Annotated in this window: 18 protein-coding genes; 10 read left to right on the forward strand and 8 right to left on the reverse strand. The window is 69.3% G+C overall.

The window, feature by feature from the left end:
- Positions 1-172: 172 nt before the first annotated feature.
- A complete protein-coding gene (locus CES90_RS37690) occupies positions 173-1,069 on the reverse strand; it encodes a D-alanyl-D-alanine carboxypeptidase family protein (protein WP_189780825.1) in 897 nt (298 codons plus the stop codon).
- A 241-nt stretch (positions 1,070-1,310) separates the two neighbouring features.
- Here CES90_RS37690 and CES90_RS37695 point away from each other — a divergent pair, with 241 nt between their 5' ends.
- Together CES90_RS37695 and CES90_RS37700 are read left to right on the forward strand one after the other, a co-directional pair.
- On the forward strand, positions 1,311-1,973 hold the full coding sequence (locus CES90_RS37695) for a GntR family transcriptional regulator (RefSeq protein WP_189780824.1): 663 nt from the start codon (positions 1,311-1,313) through the stop codon (positions 1,971-1,973).
- Positions 1,970-3,298 (forward strand): MFS transporter, encoded by a 1,329-nt coding sequence (locus CES90_RS37700; protein WP_229913581.1) that lies wholly within the window; start codon positions 1,970-1,972, stop codon positions 3,296-3,298. Before CES90_RS37695 ends, CES90_RS37700 begins: the two co-directional genes overlap by 4 nt.
- Before the next feature lie 35 nt (positions 3,299-3,333).
- Here the strand turns inward: CES90_RS37700 and CES90_RS37705 are convergent, their stop codons facing one another.
- Positions 3,334-4,158, reverse strand: coding sequence for a maleylpyruvate isomerase family mycothiol-dependent enzyme (locus CES90_RS37705; protein ID WP_189780823.1), 825 nt, complete (start codon positions 4,156-4,158; stop codon positions 3,334-3,336).
- Between the two features lie 235 nt (positions 4,159-4,393).
- On the opposite strand from CES90_RS37705, the gene CES90_RS37710 reads away from it, so the two are divergent.
- A complete protein-coding gene (locus tag CES90_RS37710; RefSeq protein ID WP_189780822.1) occupies positions 4,394-5,188 on the forward strand; it encodes a carbon-nitrogen family hydrolase in 795 nt (264 codons plus the stop codon).
- A gap of 103 nt (positions 5,189-5,291) precedes the next feature.
- Here the strand turns inward: CES90_RS37710 and CES90_RS37715 are convergent, their stop codons facing one another.
- Complete coding sequence (locus CES90_RS37715) at positions 5,292-6,299, reverse strand: GlxA family transcriptional regulator (RefSeq protein ID WP_189780821.1); 1,008 nt, start codon at positions 6,297-6,299, stop codon at positions 5,292-5,294.
- Positions 6,300-6,350: 51 nt separating this feature from the next.
- Between CES90_RS37715 and CES90_RS37720 the strand changes: the two genes are divergently transcribed.
- From CES90_RS37720 to CES90_RS37735, 4 genes are all read left to right on the forward strand, one after another.
- A complete protein-coding gene (locus tag CES90_RS37720) occupies positions 6,351-6,755 on the forward strand; it encodes a cupin domain-containing protein (RefSeq protein WP_189780820.1) in 405 nt (134 codons plus the stop codon).
- 91 nt (positions 6,756-6,846) lie between these two features.
- Positions 6,847-8,709, forward strand: a complete 1,863-nt coding sequence (locus CES90_RS37725; protein ID WP_189780819.1) for an NHL domain-containing thioredoxin family protein — start codon at positions 6,847-6,849, stop codon at positions 8,707-8,709.
- 287 nt (positions 8,710-8,996) lie between these two features.
- A complete protein-coding gene (locus CES90_RS37730) occupies positions 8,997-10,994 on the forward strand; it encodes a M28 family metallopeptidase (protein WP_189780818.1) in 1,998 nt (665 codons plus the stop codon).
- Between the two features lie 129 nt (positions 10,995-11,123).
- On the forward strand, positions 11,124-13,139 hold the full coding sequence (locus CES90_RS37735) for a M36 family metallopeptidase (protein WP_189780817.1): 2,016 nt from the start codon (positions 11,124-11,126) through the stop codon (positions 13,137-13,139).
- Positions 13,140-13,249: 110 nt separating this feature from the next.
- Here CES90_RS37735 and CES90_RS37740 read toward each other — a convergent pair whose 3' ends face one another.
- The 5 genes from CES90_RS37740 to CES90_RS37760 form a co-directional block, all read right to left on the reverse strand.
- Positions 13,250-14,299, reverse strand: coding sequence for a polyprenyl synthetase family protein (locus CES90_RS37740; RefSeq protein ID WP_189780816.1), 1,050 nt, complete (start codon positions 14,297-14,299; stop codon positions 13,250-13,252).
- 13 nt (positions 14,300-14,312) lie between these two features.
- On the reverse strand, positions 14,313-14,789 hold the full coding sequence (locus CES90_RS37745; protein ID WP_189780815.1) for a hypothetical protein: 477 nt from the start codon (positions 14,787-14,789) through the stop codon (positions 14,313-14,315).
- Between the two features lie 99 nt (positions 14,790-14,888).
- The gene (locus tag CES90_RS37750) at positions 14,889-15,131 is read right to left on the reverse strand and encodes a DUF6458 family protein (protein WP_189780814.1); all 243 of its coding nucleotides are present in this window, start codon (positions 15,129-15,131) and stop codon (positions 14,889-14,891) included.
- A 134-nt stretch (positions 15,132-15,265) separates the two neighbouring features.
- A complete protein-coding gene (locus CES90_RS37755; RefSeq protein WP_189780813.1) occupies positions 15,266-16,564 on the reverse strand; it encodes a M18 family aminopeptidase in 1,299 nt (432 codons plus the stop codon).
- Between the two features lie 514 nt (positions 16,565-17,078).
- Positions 17,079-18,905, reverse strand: coding sequence for an acyl-CoA dehydrogenase (locus CES90_RS37760; RefSeq protein WP_189780812.1), 1,827 nt, complete (start codon positions 18,903-18,905; stop codon positions 17,079-17,081).
- 148 nt (positions 18,906-19,053) lie between these two features.
- Between CES90_RS37760 and CES90_RS37765 the strand changes: the two genes are divergently transcribed.
- The 3 genes from CES90_RS37765 to CES90_RS37775 all read left to right on the forward strand — a co-directional run bounded on the left by CES90_RS37765 (position 19,054) and on the right by CES90_RS37775 (position 21,688).
- Positions 19,054-19,551, forward strand: coding sequence for an SseB family protein (locus CES90_RS37765; RefSeq protein WP_189780811.1), 498 nt, complete (start codon positions 19,054-19,056; stop codon positions 19,549-19,551).
- 173 nt (positions 19,552-19,724) lie between these two features.
- On the forward strand, positions 19,725-20,588 hold the full coding sequence (locus CES90_RS37770; protein WP_189780810.1) for a DUF3592 domain-containing protein: 864 nt from the start codon (positions 19,725-19,727) through the stop codon (positions 20,586-20,588).
- 128 nt (positions 20,589-20,716) lie between these two features.
- The gene (locus tag CES90_RS37775; RefSeq protein ID WP_208921533.1) at positions 20,717-21,688 is read left to right on the forward strand and encodes a pirin family protein; all 972 of its coding nucleotides are present in this window, start codon (positions 20,717-20,719) and stop codon (positions 21,686-21,688) included.
- Positions 21,689-21,812: the final 124 nt, after the last annotated feature.

A 21,812-nucleotide genomic window follows, 5' to 3' on the forward strand; every position in this document is an offset into this window, starting at 1 on the left:
CAGCACGCACACCCGATACTTCCTGGGTAATCATCAGACCCAGTGGCTCATCGGACGCTTGTTCGCTCTCCTTAGGCTCCGGGGCATACTGCCTGGACCAGGTGGCCCGGGCTGAAACGCCGAAGGGGGCTACCGCTGGTGAGCGGTGGCCCCCCTGTGCGTATTCGGAAACTCAGACCTTGAAGCCGTAATTCAGCAGCTTCTTCGCGTCCGCGAGACGGTCACCGGGCGTCGGAGCGGTGAGGACCGTGCCGATGACTGTCTTGCCATTGCGAGTGGCGGCGAACACGAGGCAGGCCTTGGCCTCAGGGCCGGAGCCGGTCTTAATGCCAATTGCGCCCGCGTAGCCGGTCAGCAGCAACTTATTGCTGTTCTCCCAGGTGTAGTAACGGTAGCCACCGCTCTTGGTTGTCACCTTCTGCTTGGTGGTCACCGTCTTCACGATCGTCTTGAACGTGGAGTTCTTCATCACGTTGCTCGCGAGCTTGGTGAGGTCTCGGGGCGTCGACTGGTTGGTGCCGTTGCTGATGCCGTCGAACGAGTCGAACTTCGTGTTCTTCATGCCGAGGCTCTTGGCGGTGGAGTTCATCTTGGCGATGAACGATTTCACCCGCGCTGCACGAGTCGAGCCCGTGCCGAACTTGTCAGCGAGCGCGTATGCGGCGTCGCAGCCCGAAGGGAGCATCAGCCCGTAGAGGAGCTGACGGACAGTGACCTTGTCGCCGACGATCAAGCCGGCGTGGGAGGCTCCGTTCTTGACGATGTAGTCGCTGTACGCCTTCTGAATGGTGACCTTGGCGTCCAGGTTCAGGTTCTTCTGCGACAGCACGACCTTGGCTGTCATGATCTTGGTCGTCGAACCCGTTTTGCGTGGCGTGTCGGCGGCCTTGGTGAACAGCGTCTTGCCCGTGCCGTTGTTCATCACGAACCCGCCCGCGGCGGTGATCGTCGGCTTCGTGACGGCGGCATGCGCGGGAGCGGTGGTGACGACTCCGGCCGCGATCATCGCACCGGAGGTCACGACGACGGCAGCGGCTCTGCGGACACGTGCGCCCTTTATGGCGGTCATCAAGTCAAATACCCCGATTGCGTCAAATGTCTGAGGAGTGCGGCCACTTGGGCGCCGACATTCAGGCACAGCACGGCCGCTTCTCGTATGACAAGTGAGTAGCACAAAAGGTTGTGCGGTGGGTGAGGCGGGGGTCAATTCAAGTCCATCTCACAGCCGCCCGGGGGGTTCAGGGTGGGGTCACCATCCCGGATCGTGGACGGGGGCGGTGATGGGTACGTGTTGTATCTATGCTGTGGACATGTCCTCCGCCCCAGCCCCCGCCGTGAAGCAGCCGCCCGCCGCGGACCGCGTCTACACCCATGTCAAACAGGGCGTTCTGGAGCGCCGTTACGAGGGAGGCACGCTGCTCACCGAGGGCGAGCTGGCCGAGGCGGTCGGGGTGTCCCGGACGCCGGTGCGCGAGGCGCTGCTGCGGCTGGAGGTCGAGGGGCTGATCAAGCTCTACCCGAAGAAGGGCGCCCTGGTCCTGCCCGTCTCCGCGCAGGAGATCGCGGACGTGGTCGAGACCCGGCAGCTGGTCGAGGAGCACGCGGTCCGCAAGACGGTCCCGGCCTCGCCGCAGCTGATCGAGCGCCTGGAGGAACTGCTGGAGAAGCAGAAGGCACAGGCCGCCGCCGGGGACCTGGCGGGCGCCGCCGTGACCGACCGCTGCTTCCACGCCGAGATCGTCCGCAGCGGCGGCAACGAGATCCTCTCCCGCCTCTACGACCAGCTCCGCGACCGGCAGTTGCGCATGGGCGTCGCCGTGATGCACGCCCACCCCGACCGCATCACGAAGACGCTGAGCGAGCACGAGGAGATCCTGCAGGCACTGCGCGCGGGCGACGCGGAGGCGGCGGTGGGCCTCGTGCACCGGCACGTCAGCTGGTTCTCCAACCTGGCGCGAGGGGAGATCCGTTGAGCCGCCCCGGCATATCCTCGGCGTCCTCAGCCTCCTCGGGGCCTCTCCCCGGCGATCCGCCCGGCGGCCGGCGAGCCCTCGTCGTCTGGGGCACCGGTGTCGCGGTCTACTTCGTCGCCGTCATCTTCCGTACGTCGCTGGGCGTGGCCGGTCTCGACGCCGCCGACCGCTTTCATGTGGGCGCCTCCGCCCTGTCGACCTTCTCGATACTTCAGCTGCTGGTCTACGCGGGCATGCAGATACCCGTCGGGCTGCTGGTCGACCGGCTCGGCACCAAGAAGGTGCTGACCCTGGGTGTCCTGCTGTTCACGGCCGGCCAGATCGGCTTCGCGCTGTCGCCGTCGTACGGGATGGCGCTGGCCTCGCGCGCGCTGCTGGGCTGCGGTGACGCGATGACGTTCATCAGTGTGCTGCGGCTGGGCACCCGCTGGTTCCCGGCCCGGCGCGGGCCGCTGATCGCGCAGTTCGCGGGGCTGGCCGGAATGGCGGGCAACCTGGTCTCGACGCTGGTGCTGGCCCGGCTGCTGCACGGGGTGGGCTGGACGGCGGCGTTCCTGGGCAGCGCCGCCGCCGGGGTCGTCGTCCTCGTCCTCGTGCTGCTGTTCCTCAAGGATCACCCGGACGGGCACGAGCCGGAGCCGTTCCCGCACCAGGGGGCGGCGTACGTCCGCCGCCAGATCATGGCGTCCTGGCGGGAGCCGGGGACGCGGCTCGGGCTGTGGGTGCACTTCACCACCCAGTTCCCGGCGATGGTGTTCCTGCTGCTGTGGGGGCTGCCGTTCCTGGTCGAGGCGCAGGGGCTGAGCCGGGGCACGGCCGGTGAACTGCTCACCCTCGTCGTCCTGTCCAACATGGCCGTCGGACTGGTGTACGGCCAGGTCGTCGCCAGGCACCACGCGGCACGGCTGCCGCTGGCGCTCGGCACGGTCCTCACGACGGCGGCGGTCTGGGCGGCCACGCTCCTGTACCCCGCGGAGCACGCGCCGATGTGGCTCCTGATCCTCCTGTGCGCGGTTCTCGGCGCCTGTGGCCCCGCCTCGATGCTCGGCTTCGACTTCGCCCGCCCGGCGAACCCGCCCGAGCGTCAGGGCACCGCCTCCGGAATCACCAACATGGGCGGTTTCGTCGCCTCGATGACGACCCTGCTCGCGGTCGGCGTGCTCCTGGACATGACCGGCGACAACTACCGCATCGCCTTCTCCGCCGTCTTCGCCCTCCAGGCCCTGGGCCTGACTCAGATCCTCCGCCTACGCGGCCGAGCGGCCCGCCGAGAGCGGGAACGCCTGGTGGCGAGCAGGGTGGAGACGGTGCACGTACCGGCGTGAGCCGACGCTGAGGTCGCGCGCCGGCCTCGGTGGCCCTACACCGTCACCGCGAACGACCGCAGGATCTCCGCGATCAGCTGGGGGTCGCCCTCGCCCTTGATGCGGTCGGCGACGAGGTCGGCGGTCACGCGGCCGCAGGCGAGGCGGACGTAGGTCTCCCAGTCGAGGGTGAGGGTGGCGGCGGGGCCGAGGGCGGGGGCGGTCTCCAGGGTGCCGCGGCCCTGCATGTCGACACGGACGGTACGGATGAACTCCACCGGGCCGTGCACGTCGAAGACGACGGCCGAACTGCGCGGCGCCCGCGCGTCCTCGGCGACGACCTTCGGCAGTACGGAGAGCAGTTCGTCACGGACGACGTACGCGCCCGGCGAGTCCAGGTCCCCCGGCCGGCCCAGCGCGGCGCGCAGGTCCTGCTCGTGGACCCACACGTCGAACGCGCGGTTGCGCATGGCCTGCTCGAGCGTCACCTCCGTGCCGAGCGGGCCGCGCACCTTGTGGCCCGGGTCCCTCGACTCGTTCCGCAGCTGGCGGTTGCGGCGGATGATCGTGTACTCCAGCTCGGAGGTCATCTCCGGGGCGGTGTGGTGCCGCCGGGCGTCGACCTGCATCTCCATGTACCGCTGGTGCTCGGTCCGTACGTGGTAGAGGTCGCGCGGGAGGGTGTGGATCGGCCGCGGGTCGCCGAGCATCTCGCAGTCCAGGCCGATCACATGGGAGACCACGTCGCGCACCGACCAGCCGGGGCATGGTGTCCGCCGGTTCCACTCCCCCTCCACGAGTGGGGACACCAGCTCGGATATCGCGTCCACGGAGTGGGTCCAGGCGTCGGCGTAGGGCTGGAGAGTGGGATGCAGACTCACGGAACGGGACCCCTCGGGCGGTCGGTACGTGTCAGTACAGTCGGTACGTGTCGGCTACGTGGTGGGTGGTCTTCGTGGGTGGGGGCGTCGGCGTTGACGGCGGGAGTGGGCGTCGGCGGCTGTCGGTGGGTGCTGTGGAACGTTAAGTTACGCTGCTGAGAGGCACCCCGGCAGTGCTTTCGTGTGACGATCGTAGGCCCGATATGGACGGCTCGAATGCCAGGACGGTGGTAGTGTGCGCGCCTCGCTCATCCAGATCGGTGTAAACGAGGACGAATCGGTTGATTCGCGCAGGCGGCGTGTGGCGTCACTGGTACGGGAGCAGGCCGGCGCCGATCTCGTCGTCCTTCCCGAGCTGTGGACCACCGGCGCATTCGCGTTCGAGTCCTTCACGGCCGAGGCCGAGCCGCTGGAGGGGCCGACCTTCGAGGTGATGGCCAAGGCGGCGAGCGACGCGGGCGTCTGGCTGCACGCCGGCTCGATCCCCGAGCGAGACCCTGAGGGCCCCCTCTACAACACGTCTCTCATCTTCTCCCCCTCCGGCGAACTGGCCGCCGCCTACCGCAAGATCCACCGCTTCGGCTTCGACAAGGGCGAGGCCGTACTGATGGGCGCGGGGTCGGAGCTGGTGACGCTCCGCCTCCCCGAGACGACCATCGGCCTGGCCACCTGCTACGACCTGCGCTTCCCCGAACTCTTCCGCGGCCTCGTCGACGCGGGCGCCGAGACCCTCGTCATCCCCGCCGGCTGGCCCGAACGCCGCCGCGCCCACTGGACCCTTCTCGCCCAGGCCCGAGCGGTCGAGAACCAGTCGTACGTCCTCGCGTGTGGAACGGCCGGTACGCACGCGGGAGTTCCGCAGGCGGGTCACTCGATCGTGGTCGATCCCTGGGGCGAGGTCCTCGCGGAGGCCGGCTCCGACGAGGAGATTCTCACCGTCGACTTCGACCCGACGAAGGTCCCGACGACACGGGAACAGTTCCCGGCCCTGAAGGACAGGGTGCTGGGACTGCCGACGCCACGCCGCTGACCTGCGTCAACGGCCCGCCACCCTGGTGTGCGACGGATAGGCGCGAGGGGCTCGCCGTCCCGTTCGATCACCATGGTGGCGCGCGGTCTGGAATCTCATGCCCTCAGGCGTTCCGTTTCCCGGGGCCCGCTCCGAAACGTCGTCTGTAGGCCGAAGGGCTCAGTCCGGTCTCCCGGCGCAACCGCGCGCGGAGGTTCGCGGCGGTCCCGAGTCCGCTGCGCTCGGCGACGATGTCGAGCCGTTCCTCGCCGCGTTCGATGAGCCGACGGGCCAGGTTCACGCGTTCTCCGGTGAGCCAGGCCAGGGGAGTCGTGCCGAGCTGGGCGCGGAAACGGCGGTGCAGGGTGGCGGGCGAGACGGCCGCCCGCGCGGCGAGGTCCGCGACGGAGAGGGGTTCGTCGAGCCGCTCCTGGGCCCATGCCAGTACGGGGGCCAGGGACTCGTCCGGGATGTGCGGAACAGGCCGCTCCACGAACTGCCGCTGTCCGCCGTCGCGATGGGCGGCGAAGACCAGTCGCCGGCTCACCGCGTTGGCGATCTCGGCGCCGTGGTCCAGGCGCCAGATGTGCAGCCCCAGGTCGAGCGAGGCCGCGCTCCCGGCCGAGCTCAGCAGGTCGCCCTCGTCCACGTACAGCACGTCCGGCTCCAGCCGCACCTTCGGATGCAGCTCCCGGAACGCGTCGGCCCAGCGCCAATGGGTGGTCGCCCGGCGCCCGTCGAGGACCCCGGCCTCCGCCAGGGCGAAAGTGCCGGTACAGAAGCTCACGACACGTGCCCCGCGCGCGTGGGCGCACCGGATGGCGTCGAGCACTGCGGGACCGCGCGGCACGACGTTGTCCGGACGGCCCGGTACGACGAGGGTGTCCGCGTCGTCGACGGCGTCGAGCCCGGCCACCCCGGTCATGGTGAAGAACCCATGGTTCATCCGGACCTCGGATTGGGGCGTGCACAGCGTCACCTCGTACAGCGGCCCCGGGAGCCCCAGCTCGGGCCGCGGCAGCCCGAACAACTCGGTCGCCACGCCGACCTCGAAGGGGTTGGTGGCTTCGTCGACGACGATCGCGACGCGATGCGGAAGCGGTGGAGAGTGTTGCGAGGATCCTTTCGGCATGTGCGATTCCTAGCACTCGTCCGGTAATGCCGTCACCCGCACGATGACCGTATGGAATCCACGGAACCCACCGAACCCATCTCCCTGTTCGACGCTCTCACCTCCTTCGACGCCCTGTGGAGCCCCCGCATCGTCACCACCGTCAACGACTACGACGTCCGCGTCGCGAAGGTCGAGGGCGAACATCTCTGGCACACCCATGACCACACCGACGAGTTCTTCCTGGTCATCGAGGGTGAACTGCACATCTCCCTGCGCGAACCGTCCGGCGAGCGCACGGTCGTCCTGCCCCAGGGTTCGGTCTTCACCGTCCCGCGAGGCACCGAGCACAAGCCGTACGCCCCGGCCCGCGCCGCCATCCTCGTCCTGGAGCCCACCGGCACCCTCACCGTGGGCGACCGCCACGACGAGATCCCGGACCACGTGGACGCGACGACGGGGCATGCGCTGGCCTGAACACCGGGCCTCCGCGAGTTGTCCACAGGCCCGTCCGCGAGGTTTTCCACAGGCTCGCGAGCGGGTGGCGGGCGAGTGGCACTCTGGACCCATGAACGACACCACGACCCAGCACCCGACACCCCGCCGTGTCCGTGTCCGCGCCCCCGAGCTGATCGGCAAGGGCGGCTGGCTGAACACGGGCGGGAAGCAGTACACCCTCGCTGACCTGCGGGGAAAGATAGTGGTGCTCGATTTCTGGACATTTTGCTGCGTGAACTGCCTGCACGTCCTGGACGAGCTGCGGGAGCTGGAGGAGAAGCACCGGGACACGGTGGTGGTCATCGGGGTGCACTCGCCGAAGTTCGCGCACGAGGCGGAGCACCGGGCGGTGGTCGACGCCGTGGAGAGGTACGAGGTGGAGCACCCCGTCCTCGACGATCCGGAGCTCGCGACATGGAAGCAGTACGCGGTACGGGCCTGGCCGACGCTCGTGGTGATCGACCCGGAGGGGTATGTCGTCGCCCAGCACGCGGGCGAGGGGCATGCCCACGCCATCGAGCGGCTGGTGGCGGAGCTGGAGGCCGAGCACGGGGCGAAGGGCACGCTACGGCGCGGCGACGGGCCGTATGTGGCGCCGGATCCGGAGCCGACGGTGCTGCGTTTTCCCGGCAAGGCGCTGCTCCTCCCGGACGGCGACTTCCTGGTCAGCGACACGACCCGGCACCAGCTGGTCCGGCTGGCGGCGGACGGCGAGACCGTCGTACGGCGCTACGGATCCGGTGAGCGCGGATTTGTGGACGGCACCGCCGAGCACGCCCGCTTCAGCGAGCCGCAGGGGCTGGCGCTGCTGGACAACGCCACCGTGGTCGTCGCCGACACCGTGAACCACGCCCTGCGCCGCCTCGACCCGGCCACCGGTGAGGTCTCGACCCTCGCCGGCAGCGGCCGCCAGTGGTGGCAGGGGGCGCCGACCTCGGGTCTCGCGTGGGAGGTCGACCTGTCCTCGCCGTGGGACGTGGCCGTCTTCGCCGGCAAGGTCTGGATCGCCATGGCCGGTGTCCACCAGCTGTGGACGTACGACCCGGCCGACTGCACCGTGGCCGTGGCGGCGGGTACGACGAACGAGGGGCTCGTGGACGGGCCGGGGGCGGACGCCTGGTTCGCGCAGCCGTCGGGGCTCGCGGCCACCGCCGACCGGCTGTGGCTGGCCGACTCCGAGACGTCCGCGCTGAGATGGGTGGACCTCGACGGGGTGGTCCACACGGCGGTCGGCACCGGGCTCTTCGACTTCGGGCACCGTGACGGCGCGGCCGAACAGGCGCTGCTCCAGCATCCGTTGGGGGTCACGGTCCTGCCCGACGGTTCGGTGGCGGTCAGCGACACGTACAACCACGCGCTGCGGCGCTATGACCCGGCGACGGGTGAGGTGACCACGCTTGCCACGGATCTGCGGGAGCCGAGCGACGCGGTGCTCGTCGGGGACGACATCGTGGTCGTCGAGTCGGCGAGACACCGGCTCACTCGGCTGCGGCTGCCGGAGGAGACCGTGAAGGTCGAGGCCGTCGCCCACCGCACGCAGCGCGCGGCCACCGAAGTCGCCCCCGGCAGCCTGCGGTTGGAGGTCATCTTCCAGGCCCCGCCCGGCCAGAAGCTCGACGAACGGTACGGCCCGTCGACCCGTCTCCTCGTCTCCGCAACCCCGCCCGAGCTGCTGCTCCGGGGCGAGGGCGCGGACCCGGCCCTGTCCCGCACGCTGGAGCTCAACCCGTCCATATCCGAGGGCGTACTGCACGTCTCGGCGATGGCGGCCTCCTGCGACGACACGGCGTCCAACAGCGGCTCCGCCGCGGGTGCCAACGAGTACCCGGCCTGCCACGTCCACCAGCAGGACTGGGGCGTGCCGGTCCGGATCACGGACGGCGGGGCGGACCGGCTGCCGCTGGTACTGGCGGGGATGGACGAGAGTCTCTAGGTCCAGTGCGTCCTTCAACTGTCCGAAGTTGAACGGCATTCGCCTATAGCCCGGGATGCGAGCGCGCAACCGAAGGCGGACGATGGAGTGGTCGGGCGCGTATTCCCGCAGTGGAGTGTGGTGTGGCAGTGGACGGCTGGCGCGGGGGCCGTCCACGGTTCCCTCTCTCTCGCCGCGTCCCGCTCTCGCGGTTCTGTTCCCCTCGTTCTCGAACGGCCGTCGCCGCCCGGGACGTTCACTCGGTCATGTGCCGATTCCGGACCGGTTCACTTCGTGGAGGCACTCACATGCCCGTGCTCTTCTTCGACATAGGAGCGACCTTGGCGGATGCCCGGGAGGAGGTGGACGGTTCGCTGACGTTGGTGCCCCGGCCCCGCGTCCTCGCCGTGCTCGACGCCTTCGGCGACGTACGCAAGGGCGTCATCTCCAACCCGGGCCCGGGTGAAGGCGCCGCGGAGCGGGCCGCGTCAGCCCTGCGGGAGGCGTTCCCCGGCCGGTTCACGGACGACGCGCTCATCCATTGGGGCCCCAAGAACAGCCGGGAGATCTTCGACGAGGCGGTCGCCGGCACGGCGGGCGAGGGGATCCCGGCCTCCGCGGCCGGCGAATGCGTCTTCGTGGGTGAGGACCACCAGGAGCGCGCGTTCGCCGGGCAAGCCGGGCTGCGTACGGCGGCCCACCCCGTGTTCACCGGCGCCGCCCTGGAGAACCGTCCTGTCCTCTGGGCTCGGATCGAGCTGCCCGAGGACCGGGGGCTGCCCGCACTGGAGACGGTCGCGAACCGGACCGAGGTCGTTCCCGTGCACATCGCCTCCGCGCGGCTCGTGCTGGCCATGGCGAGCATGCGCGGCGCCGCGGCACTCGAACAGGCCGGGTTCACGGTCGACCTGCGGGGGCCGGTGGAGGACACGGCGGCCTTCCTGATCCGCGACGACCGCCCCCTCACCCCCGCCCAGGGCTTCGAGGACGTCCCGGAGAGGGCGACGACCCGTGCCACGTCCGCTTTCGGCGTCGTAGCCGACGAACTCGCCGGCCTCACGGCCCCGCCGCTCCTCCCACTGGGCCCCGCGCCGGGCGGTGTCTATGTCGCCGTTCCCGCCGGCGCTCCGATCGAGGACGTCCACCTGCCGGGCGCGAAGCCCGGCCACACCGAGCGACTGCTTCCGGATCCGGCGCTCCTCTCCCGCCCCGGCGAGGCATGGGCGCAAGGACTCGCCGCAGGCCCTACGGAACGGATGGAAGGCGCTACGGAAGTTCCGGCGGAGCCGGGCCGACCCGCGTCGGCAGCCGGTGACGGCCGCCCTTCCCCGGAGACGATCGCCGCGGTACGGGCGGCCGTGACCCCCCAGGCACTGCGCGGCCATGTCGCGCGCATCTCCGGTGTCGAACCGCTCAGAGACGGCGAGGCGCTGCTGGTGCGCAGTCGGGACGCGTCCGCCGCGGACAACCCCCGAGTCGTCGAGGCGCTCGCGGACCGCTTCCAGAACCTCGGCCTGGATGTACGACTGCACCGGTTCCGGTGGCGCGGACGCCCGTTGTTCAACGTGGAGGCCGAGCATCGTGTGGCCGGGGCGGACTCCACGGTTCTCATCACGGCGCATCTGGACTCCACTGCCTCCAACGGCGCATTCGTCGACGAGAACGGCGACCCGCGCCCCTACGACCCCACCGTGGACCCCGCACCGGGCGCCGACGACGACGGCAGCGGAACCGCCGCCGTCATGGCCGCGGCCGAGTGCCTGCACCACTTGCTCGCGGAGGGCAGGACACCGACCCGGAACGTGCGCTTCGTGCTCTTCAACGCCGAGGAACAGGGCCTGGTCGGCAGCAAGTTCTACGCGCGGGCCGCCGCCGCGGCGGACGACCGTATCGCCGGTGTGTTCCAGATGGACATGATCGCGGGGCGTCAGCAGGGCAGCACACCCACCGTCGAGATCCACGCCGGTTCCTCGGTGCCGGGTCCGGTCGTCGACGCATCCGACAGGCTGGGCGCTCTCGTCGCGGACACCGTCCCCGCCGTCGACCCCGCGGTGACGGTCCAACAGCTCATGGGCCCCTCCGATCCTGCGATCGGACGGAGCGACCACGCCAGCTTCCACGAGCGGGGGTGGGCGGCCATCGCTGTCTCCGAGGACATCTTCGCTCCGGACGGCGGGCCCGGTACGGGCACCAGGCAGTACCACACACCGGGAGACACCCTCATCGACCGGGATCACAGCCCGGAGTTCGCGGCCACGGTCGCCCGCTCCGTCACGGCGACCGCGCTCACTCTGGCCGGCCTGTAACCCCCGACACGTAACCCCCGACACGTAACCCCGACACGTAACCCCCGACACACGGGCCTCCACCCCACGAGACAGCCGAAACAGGACAGCCGAAGCCGGGCCTCGCACCCGGCGACAGGAGCAACCGTCATGACACAGCTGATCGACAAGCGGGATCTGCAGTACGACCGGCTCGCCCGGGTCCGGGGCGCCGAAGCGTTCCTCGCCCAGACCGATCGTGTGGCGGAGTCGGTGCACCACACCCTCATCGCCGACGACAGCAAGGTGAACCGCTTCACCGGGCACCTGACCGAGCTGCGGGTGGAGGGCGCACCGGCCGACCTCGCCGAACGGGCGGGCGCCGAGGCCGCCGACGGCGACTACATCGTCCGCGCCAAGGAGTACCTTTCCTCGGTCTCGGAGGCGATCGGCTTCGCCGCCGGAGAGCCCGCCGAGTTCGAGGCCGATCCGAAGGTGACGTCCACGAGCGGCGGCATGCGCGTGGTCAGCCTCCAGCAGACACTCAACGGCATCGACGTGTGGGGCATGGCTCCCAAGGTGTGGCTGCGCCAGGACGGCACGGTCGACAGAGTCGTCGGCGACACGGCGAGCGTGCCGAGCAATGTGCCCACGATGCCGGCGGTGCCGGTCGAGACGGCTCTGGCCGCCGGCGCCGCGAAGGCCGCCGAACCGGTCACGATCGACGGCCTCTTCGGCACCGACGAACTGCCGGCTCTGGACCTCTCGGAAGGCCTCCGCCGACTGAGCTCCCAGGCACGCAACGACCAGCCGATGACGTTCGACAAAGGCGCCTTCGACGAGGCGATCCCCGCGCGGCTCGTGTACTTCTACATGGGCGACACCGTCCGACTCGCCTGGTCGTTCAGGTTCTCGCGCGCGAAGGGAGCCGTGCAGTACCACGCGCTCGTGGAGGCCGACGAGAGAACGCCGGACAAGGCCGCGCCCCAGGTCCTCTACCTCCAGGACCTGACGAACCATGTCGTCGGAGGACTGGTGTTCCGGCAGAACCCGGCCGAGACCGGGTACGCCCTGGCTTCCTTCCCGCTACCGCTGAGCGACTATCCGGTCGAACCGCCGCCCGAACCGCTGCCCGGGTTCCCCGGGCCATGGGCCGAGCGGCAGAACGGGCAGGTGGCGACCGCGGGGAACAACGTGCACGCCGTCGACGGGGACACCGGTGAAAGCTTCAAGGTCGGCGTCGACACGTCGGGCAACGGGGTGTTCGCCCCGAACCCGGACACACCCGAGCAACTCGTCACCAACATCTTCTTCTTCTGCAACTACATGCACGACTTCTTCGTGATGCTCGACTTCACGGAGGAGCACGGCAACTTCCAGACCGTCAATTTCTCGGGCCTGGGCCACGGCGCCGACCCGGTCGTCGCCCTCGCGCATCCCGGCCCGGTCTTCGGGACGGCCAACATGCTCACGCCCCCCGACGGTCGGGCGGCGGAGATGAACATGGGGCTGGTCGCCGGCACCGGACGGCACACGGCCAACGACGCACACGTCGTCTTCCACGAGTTCACGCACGGTGTGACCAACCGGCTGGTCGGCGGCCTGCATGATGCCAACGGTCTGCGCGAGGACCAGTCCCGGGCGATGGGCGAGGGCTGGTCGGACTACTTCGCACTCACCATCCCCAACTTCTTCCGGGAGCGGGAGCACATCGTCGTCGGCGCCTGGGTCGTCGACGACCCGGGCGGCATCCGCCAGCGGCCGTACGACGACCGCTACCCCGGTGGCTTCGGGGACATCGGGCAGGCCAAGGGCGGGCTCGACTACACGAGGATCCACAATGTCGGCGAGATCTGGTGCGCCGCGCTCATGGAGATGACCCGCCGGATCAGCGCGGAACTCGGCAGCAAGGAGCGCGGCTACCGGGTCGCCTGGCAGGCCGTCGTCGACGGGCTGAAACTTACCCCGAAGAACCCGTCGTTCCTCACCGCCCGTGGCGCGATCCTGCGGGCCCTGAAGGACCTCAAGGGCACGGCGTTCACCGAGGCCGAGTACCCCGAGGTCCGCAAGGCGGCCTGGGGTTCCTTCGCCCGCTACGGCATGGGCTTCGACGCCTTCTGCCCCAACGCGTCCTTCTTCGGCTGCCGGGCCGGTATCCAGCTGCCCCCGGCCGGACACGAGGACTGAGGCCCCCGGCCGGACACGAGGACTGAGGCGGTCTGTCGGACACGAGGACTGAGGCGGTCTGTCGGACACGAGGACTGAGGCGGTCTGTCGGACACGAGGACCGAGGCGGTTCAGCTGTCCCGCTCCACCATGTAGTACGGCAGGTCGAGCAGGAACTGCTTGTCCTCGGAGTCGGGATTGTCGTCGAACGCCTTGAGCGCCTCCCTGTGAGCCTCGTCGGCGAGGGCCCTCGCCCTCGCCCGTACGGTCTCGACGCAGCCCGACGCGAGCAGTTCGTCGCGTACCCACCGCACCTCGTCCTCGGTGCGGGCGGCACGGGTCCTGCCCAGGAAGCGCTCCATCCGCGCCCGCTGGGCGGCGGTACAGCGGCGCATGTATTCGATGAGGACGAGCGTGCGCTTGCCCTCCCGGAGATCCCCGGAGATCTCCTTGCCGTACCGCGAGTAGTGGCCGGTCAGGTTGAGCAGGTCGTCCTGGATCTGGAACGCGGCACCGAGGTAGCAGCCGTAGCGGTCGAAACGGGCCGTCGCCCTGTGCTTGCCCTCGGCCACGAGGGCGCCGACGCGACAAGGGTGGATACACGTGTACCAGGACGACTTCTTCATGCACATCCGGTAGTAGTCGTCGTCGACCAGGTCGCAGGCGTTGTTCCGGATCCAGCCGACTTCGATCGCCTGCCCTTCCAGCGAATGGCGCATCATCAGCGCGGATTCCTGGAGGATCGCCCACGCGAGGTTGGGTCCGAGTGCCCACCGGTTGGCCATCAGGTGCTGCAGCGCCAGAAGATTGGTCGCGCTGCCGACGTTGACCGCGACCCCGAGGCCGTACTCGGCGGGCAGCGTCGGCGCCCCGCGGCGCATCTCGCTGCCGTCCTGTACGTCGTCGAGGATGAGGAACGCGTTGTGGGTGAGCTCGATGGCGACCGCCGAGTCGATCGCCTTCTCGATGTCGCCGCCGAGCGCCCGACACACCGCCAGGCACAGCGCCGGGCGCAGACCCTTGCCGGATCGGCTGGGGTAGTCGCGCACGAGGCTGTACAGCTCGTCCTCCGCCGAGTCCGGAATGTCCGACAGCAGCCGCGCCATCGTGAGGTCGCGGTAGCGCGTGAGAACGGATTCCACGGCTGAGGGGCCGAGGCCCACGCCCGGTTCGGCGGTCATGGATCGGCCCCCCTCAGGCGCTGGGGCGCGGTGGTTCGTCACCGGAATCCGACGCCGGCGTGTCGCCGTCGTCGGTGAGCGGCGTGGGGCCCGCGGGTGGCGGCGTGGTGAAGCCCAGGTTCGCCAGGGTCCTGGCGGTCGCGGGCGTGTTCTCGACGAGGTTCATCGTGGTGTCGACCACGTCGTGCGCGTCGGTGGCCATCCGCGACACCAGCGACTGGACCTCGTTGGTCTTGAGTTCGGAGAACATCTCGGCGGCCATCGCGATGAGGTCGTGCACGTCCTTGCGGACCCGGCTGCTCAACAGCTGGAACTCGTTGGGGTCGACCTTCTTCGTTGTCGCGTACTTCTTCTGCATGGCCGTGGCGCGACCCGAGCCGTCGGTCAGCTCCTGCTGGAGAATCGTCGCTGCCTGCTTGACCACCTGAGAGACCGCGCGAGACAGCTCAAGGCGCTCCGGGTCGACTCGGTTGAGGTGCTCGTCGGGCATGCGATCTCCTCACGCAGAGAAATGTACTAATTATGGTGATATGCGTGATCGTAATGGAGACCGTCGGTGAGCCCGTGCAGCAAACCGCCGTGATCAACCTCAGTACCCCTGGTAGCCGTCGCGGTGATGGCGGTGCCGGTCATCGTCGATGACGGGCGTCGCGGGCGGCACCACGACGCGCCTCCGCCTGGCGATGCTGCTGAACGTCGCGACTCCGATGAGTCCGACGATCATGAAGATGACGCCGACCAGGTCGAGGTTGACCCCTTGCATGTCCCAGTCGGTGGCGAACGTGAGGATGGCCCCCACGGCGATCAGAATGATGCACCCGCCCAGGCCCATGAGTGTTCCCTCCCAGTCCGGTTGGGTCGGCCGGTCGTTCCGGTCGTTCGGTCCTTCCGGTCGGTTCCGGGTACCCGGACGGGGCTGTCCGTAACTGGGCGACAGGGGCCCAGCCCATGGGACCAGCCGCGGGCCTAGCCCTCCAGGAACGCCGCCAGCGCGTTCGCCAGGAGGTACGGGTCCTTGGCGCCGCACAGTTCGCGGGCGCTGTGCATGGAGAGGATGGCGACGCCGATGTCGACGGTACGGATGCCGTGCCGGGCGGCGGTGATCGGGCCGATGGTGGTGCCGCAGGGCATGGAGTTGTTGGAGACGAAGGTCTGCAAGGGCACGCCGGCCCGCTCGCAGGCGGCGGCGAAGATCGCGCGGCCCGAACCGTCCGTGGCATAGCGGTTGTTGACGTTGACCTTGAGGATCGGGCCTTCGTCGGCGCGGGGGTGGTGCGTCGGGTCGTGGCGCTCCGCGTAGTTGGGGTGGACGGCGTGACCGGTGTCCGAGGAGAGGCAGACCGTACCGGCGAAGGCGCGCGCCCGGTCCTCGTACGAGCCGCCGCGGGCGAATACCGAGCGCTCCAGTACGCCGCCGAGGAGCGGCCCGTCGGCGCCGGTGTCGCTCTGCGAGCCGTTCTCCTCGTGGTCGAAGGCGGCGAGGACGGGGATGTGGGGGAGTTCGTCGCCGGAGGTGGCGACGGCGGCGAGCGCGGCCGTACCGGCGTGCACGGAGAGGAGGTTGTCCATGCGGGGACCGGCGAGGAGTTCCTTGTCGCGTCCCAGGTACGCGGGCGGTTCGACGGAGTGGGTCATCAGGTCCCAGCCGGTGACCTCGCCCTTGGGGAGGCCCGACTCCTCCTCCAGGAAGGCGATCAGGTCGCCGTCGCGGACGTCGTCGCCCAGGCCCCAGATGGGCTGGAGGTGACGCTGCTTGTCGAGTTTGAGGCCCTCGGAGCTGACCGTGCGGTCGAGGTGGATGGCCAGTTGGGGGACGCGGAGGAGGGGCCTGTCGATGTTGACCAGGCGGCTGGTGCCGTCACGCAGGGAGAGACGGCCGGCGAGGCCGAGGTCGCGGTCCAGCCAGGAGTTGAGCAGCGGGCCGCCGTAGATCTCGACGGAGACCTGGCGCCAGCCGTGCGCTGCGCTGTCCGGGCGGGGTTTGACGCGCAGGTTGGGGGAGTCGGTGTGGGCGCCGACAATGCGGAACGGGGTGTGCGGGGTGGCGCCCTCCGGCACGTACCAGGCGATGATCGCGCCGCCGCGCAGCACGTACTTGCCGCCCAGGGTGCCGTCCCATGCGTCGGTCTCCGAGACCTGTCGGAAGCCGGCCTTCTCCAGCCGTTCCGCGGCGCTCGCCACCGCGTGGTACGGGGACGGGCTGGCCGCCAGGAAGGTCATGAGGTCGTCGGTGTGGCCGCGATCGAAGCGTGGGGGTGTGCGCATGGGGTTCACCTTAACGACGTACGAGGGCCCGCTCCGGGGGTTGGGAACTGCTCGCCGGGCAGCATGCGGGAGGTCGTGTTGGCTCGCTCGTGTGATGGGCCGTTCCCGGGCTTGTGGGGGGCTGGGCCGTTCGGGCTACGGTGAGCGTGCGATCTGGGACGCCGGGTATGGCGTCGGCGTGCGGGGCCCCCGCTCCACCGGAGTGATGGTTCGGGGCCTCCCCGTCGCCTCTGGCCTTATCCATATGCCCAGGTTGTGAGGGCAGCGTTCATCAGCGGCCTCCGGCCGCGGAGACCTCCTGGGATCGGACCACGGACAGGATCCGTGTCGCCGCCCCGGGGTCGAGCATGCCGGGGACCAGCTCGCCCAAGACCGTTCGGGGCGCGCGGCTGAGCGGACTCACTTCTGCTCAGTCTTCAGGAACGGTTGGGAGCGGGTCCTCGCCCGCAGGTGGGACAGGTGGGTGGGCAGCCGGCCCGGCGGCGCGGCTGCCCCCAGCTTCAGCCAGCGGCTGTTAGAACGCCGCCTCGTCCAGTTCCATCAGGTCCAGGTCGACGGTCTCGGAGATCTTGCGGGCCAGGGTGACGCCCGGGAGGACGTTGGCGGCGAAGAACTTCGCGGCCGCGATCTTGCCGGTGTAGAACGCCTTGTCCTTGGCGGAGGCGTTCGGCAGCTTCTCGGCGGCGACCGCGGCACCCTTGAGCAGCAGGTAGCCGACGATGACGTCACCGGAGGCCAGCAGCAGACGCGTGGTGTTCAGGCCCACTTTGTAGATGTTCTTGACGTCCTGCTCGGTGGCGGCGAGGTCGGTCAGCATCAGGCCGACGATGGCCTCCAGCTCGACCGCGGCCTTGGCGAGGTGCTCACGGGCACCGGCCAGCTGCTCGCCGCCCTCACCGAGCGCCAGGAACTTCTTGATCTCCTCGGCGAGGGAGTTCAGTGCGGCTCCCTGGTTGCGGACGATCTTCCGGAAGAAGAAGTCCTGGCCCTGGATCGCCGTGGTGCCCTCGTACAGGGTGTCGATCTTGGCGTCGCGGATGTACTGCTCGATCGGGTACTCCTGCAGGAAGCCGGAGCCGCCGAAGGTCTGCAGCGACTGGGCGAGCTGCTCGTAGCCCTTCTCGGAGCCGTAGCCCTTGACGATGGGCAGGAGCAGGTCGTTCAGCGCGTGCAGGGCCGAGACGTCCTCGCCCGCCGCCTCCTTGACCGCGATCTCGTCCTGGATGGACGCGGTGTAGAGGACGAGCGCGCGCATGCCCTCCGCGTACGCCTTCTGCGTCATCAGCGAGCGGCGGACGTCGGGGTGGTGCGTGATGGTGACCTTGGGCGCGGTCTTGTCCATGAATTTGGCGAGATCGGGACCCTGGACGCGCTCCTTGGCGTACTCCAGCGCGTTCAGGTAACCGGTCGACAGCGTCGAGATCGCCTTCGTACCGACCATCATCCGGGCGAACTCGATGATCCGGAACATCTGGCGGATGCCGTCGTGCTTGTCTCCGATCAGCCAGCCCTTGGCCGGGTGGCGGTCGCCGAAGGTCATCTCGCAGGTGTTGGAGGCCTTCAGGCCCATCTTGTGCTCGACGTTGGTGGCGTAGACGCCGTTGCGCTCGCCCAGCTCGCCGGTCTCGAAGTCGAAGAGGTACTTCGGGACGAGGAAGAGGGACAGGCCCTTGGTGCCGGGGCCGTGGCCTTCGGGGCGGGCGAGGACGTAGTGGAGGATGTTCTCCTCCATGTCGTGCTCACCGGAGGTGATGAACCGCTTCACGCCCTCGATGTGCCAGGAGCCGTCCTCCTGCTGCACCGCCTTCGTACGGCCGGCACCCACATCCGAACCCGCGTCGGGCTCGGTGAGGACCATGGTCGAACCCCAGGTCCGCTCGACCGCGATCTGGGCGATCTTCTTCTGTACGTCGTTGCCCTCGTCGTAGAGGATCCCGGCGAACGCCGGGCCGGAGGAGTACATCCACACGGCCGGGTTGGCGCCGAGGATCAGCTCCGCGAACGACCAGATCAGGGAGGCGGGAGCGGTCGTACCGCCGATGCCCTCGGGCAGGCCGAGGCGCCAGTACTCCGACTCCATGAACGCTTTGTAGCTCTTCTTGAAGGAGGCCGGGACCGGAGCGGTGTTCGTCTCCGGGTCGAAGACCGGCGGGTTGCGGTCGGCGTCCGTGAAGGACTCCGCCAGCTCGTTCTCGGCGAGGCGGGTCAGCTCCTCCAGGATGCTCTTGGCCGTGTCCGTGTCCATCTCCGCGAACGGACCGGTGCCGTACAGCTTGTCGCGCCCGAGGACCTCGAAGAGGTTGAACTCGATGTCGCGGAGGTTCGACTTGTAGTGCCCCATGGCGATGGCTCCGTAGAGAGATCGGCGAGGCACTGGATCCTCGCGCTAGTTCACATACCAACAAGTAGCTTCGATGTCGATGATGCTACCCATCGGTAATAAGAAGCAACCCCGATCGGGTCATCTGTGACTCGTTACGCTTTGCCGCATGTACGGCTACGACCAGAGCGCTGGCACTCAGCAGCAGTACGCCCCGCCACCGCAGCAGCAGATGCCGGGCCAGCAGATGCCCGGCGGCCCGATGGGCGGCGGGTACGGGCAGCAGCCACCGCTGTACCCCGAGCCGTCACCGCCCTCGCTCGCGGACGCGGTGCGCGCCTTCACCACCGGTCAGATGGCCGCCGAGGACTTCCAGCAGGTCTTCGCGACGTCGAAGGTGTACTGCCCGCGCGGCGACAATCCCGGGTTCCTGGCCCTGCACAACACCCAGCAGCCGGTGATCCCGATGTTCACCTCGCTCAAGGAGCTCCGCCGCTACGCCGGCAAGGAGTCCAAGTACTTCGTCATCACCGGCGCTGAGGTGATCGACCTGCTGCCGACCGGCTATGGCTTCGTCCTCGACATGGAGGGCGAGCACCGCATGGTCTTCGACGCGAAGGCCGTGGAACAGATGGTGGAGTTCGCGATGCGGCGGATGTACGGGTAGCTCCGCTGGTTGGGCCGGGTCCGGATTCGGCCCGGTGGGCTGCGGTTTGCTGCGGGGTGCGGGTTGTGTGTGGGGCTCGCGCAGTTCCCCGCGCCCCTTTGCTTGGCTGCCGTGGGCCCTCACGGCTTTACTGAACTGTTTCTTCCGTTCATTGGGTGGCCTACTGTGCCCCGGTGACCGAGATCGACACCTCGCCGCTGGTCCTGTATGGCCGGCGGCGTTCTGTTGCCCGACTGAAGGCCGGCGTGCTGTTGCTGGACCAGGGGCGGATCCGTCGCCGTATCCCCGTCTCGGCGATCGAACGGGTGGACGTGGGCGGCCCTCGGGCGTGTGAACTGACGGTCGTCCTGACCGCCGGGACCCCGCCCGCCGTGACGTATGTTCTGCGGGCACGCAGCGCCCCGATGGTCCGGGAGTTCGCGGCGGCCGTGAGCCGGGCGCTGCCCGTGCGGGATGCCGAGGAGCCGCGTCACGACGGGGCGGGGCTGGTGTCGGAGGAGGTGGTCAAGCGGTGGTCGCCGAGTCCGGCGCACTGGGTGGCGACGGGCCTGCTGATCGTCTATCTGTTGGTGCCACTCATTCTCTGGGTCGCCGGAAGGACGACACCCTTCGTCCTGTGGCTGCTGGGCCCCTGGGTGGCCCTGCTCGGACTGGGGAGCGTGATGGGTGGCTGGGAGGCGAAGGAGAAGGCCGCCGCGCTGCGCACCCGGGGGATCACGGTGGAGGGACGACTGGAGTACTCGTACGAGGAACGCTCCGGGGAGGACACCGTCAAGAAGTACGTCTACTCCTTCGCCGACACGAGCGGTGAGGTCCATCAGCGCCATGGCACGCAGGGCGGCGGTGCCGAGCGGGTCGAGATCGTCTACGACCCCGCGGACCCGAAGGAGAACAACAAGGTCGGACGCGGTACGGCGGTGCGGCTGGCAGGGGCATGGCTGCTCGTCCTGCTCGTCGGGGTCCCGGCGGTGGTGGCCGGGGCGGCGTTCATGGTCGTGGGCGTGGTGGCCCTGTGCCCCTGGGCCGGGGCGGAATGAGGCCCACGGCGGAAAGCGGAATGAAGCCCCATGGCGAAGACGGGAATGCGACGCGGGTCGTGCGCTGTTGAGGCTGGCGGAAAGTTCAACAATCAACTAAAGTGAGCGTACGACGAGGAGGTACCGACATGCCCGCAGTGACCGTCGAGAACCCGCTGGCCCTGCCCCGAGTGGTGGCGCCGGCCGACGCGGTGGCCCGTCCCGTGCTCGGTGTGACAACCGCGCCCAGTGGCTTCGAGGGTGAGGGTTTCCCGGTTCGCCGCGCGTTCGCCGGGATCCACTACCGCCACCTGGACCCGTTCATCATGATGGACCAGATGGGTGAGGTGGAGTACGCGCCGGGAGAGCCGAAGGGCACGCCCTGGCACCCCCACCGCGGCTTCGAGACCGTGACCTACATCATCGACGGGATCTTCGACCACCAGGACAGCCAGGGCGGTGGCGGGACCATCACCAACGGCGACACCCAGTGGATGACGGCCGGTTCCGGCCTGCTCCACATCGAGGCGCCGCCGGAGTCCCTCGTCATGTCCGGCGGGCTCTTCCACGGCATCCAGCTCTGGGTGAACCTCCCGGCCAAGGACAAGATGATGGCCCCCAGGTACCAGGACATCCGCGGCGGCCAGGTCCAGCTCCTCACCACCCCCGACGGCGGCGCGCTCCTCCGCGTCATCGCCGGTGAGCTGGACGGCCACCAGGGGCCGGGCATCACCCACACGCCGATCACCCTGCTCCACGCGACCGTGACGCCGGGCGCGGAGATCACGCTGCCGTGGCGCGAGGACTTCAACGCCCTCGCGTACGTCCTCGCCGGGCGCGGCACTGTCGGTGCGGACCGGCGGCCGATCCACATGGGACAGACGGCGGTCTTCGGCGCGGGCTCCTCGATCACCTTCCGCGCGGACGAGAAGCAGGACTCCAACGCGCCCGACCTGGAGATCGTGCTGCTGGGCGGAGAGCCGATCCGTGAGCCCATGGCCCACTACGGGCCGTTCGTCATGAACACCCGCGAGGAGCTGCAGCAGGCGTTCGAGGACTTCCAGAAGGGCCGGCTCGGGACGATCCCGGCGGTCCACGGGATGGCCGAGGGCGGTATCTGAGCCTGAGCGAGCCGAGGCTCCTGCCGGACCATGGGCGGGGGCCTCTTCGCTTCCGGCGGGTGCTTGAGTCCGGTACGGTGCGACGAGGCCCGAAGCCGCAACTTGGATTTGCGACTTCGGGCCT

The sequence above is a fragment of the Streptomyces capitiformicae genome (assembly GCF_002214185.1).
Lineage (GTDB): Bacteria > Actinomycetota > Actinomycetes > Streptomycetales > Streptomycetaceae > Streptomyces > Streptomyces capitiformicae.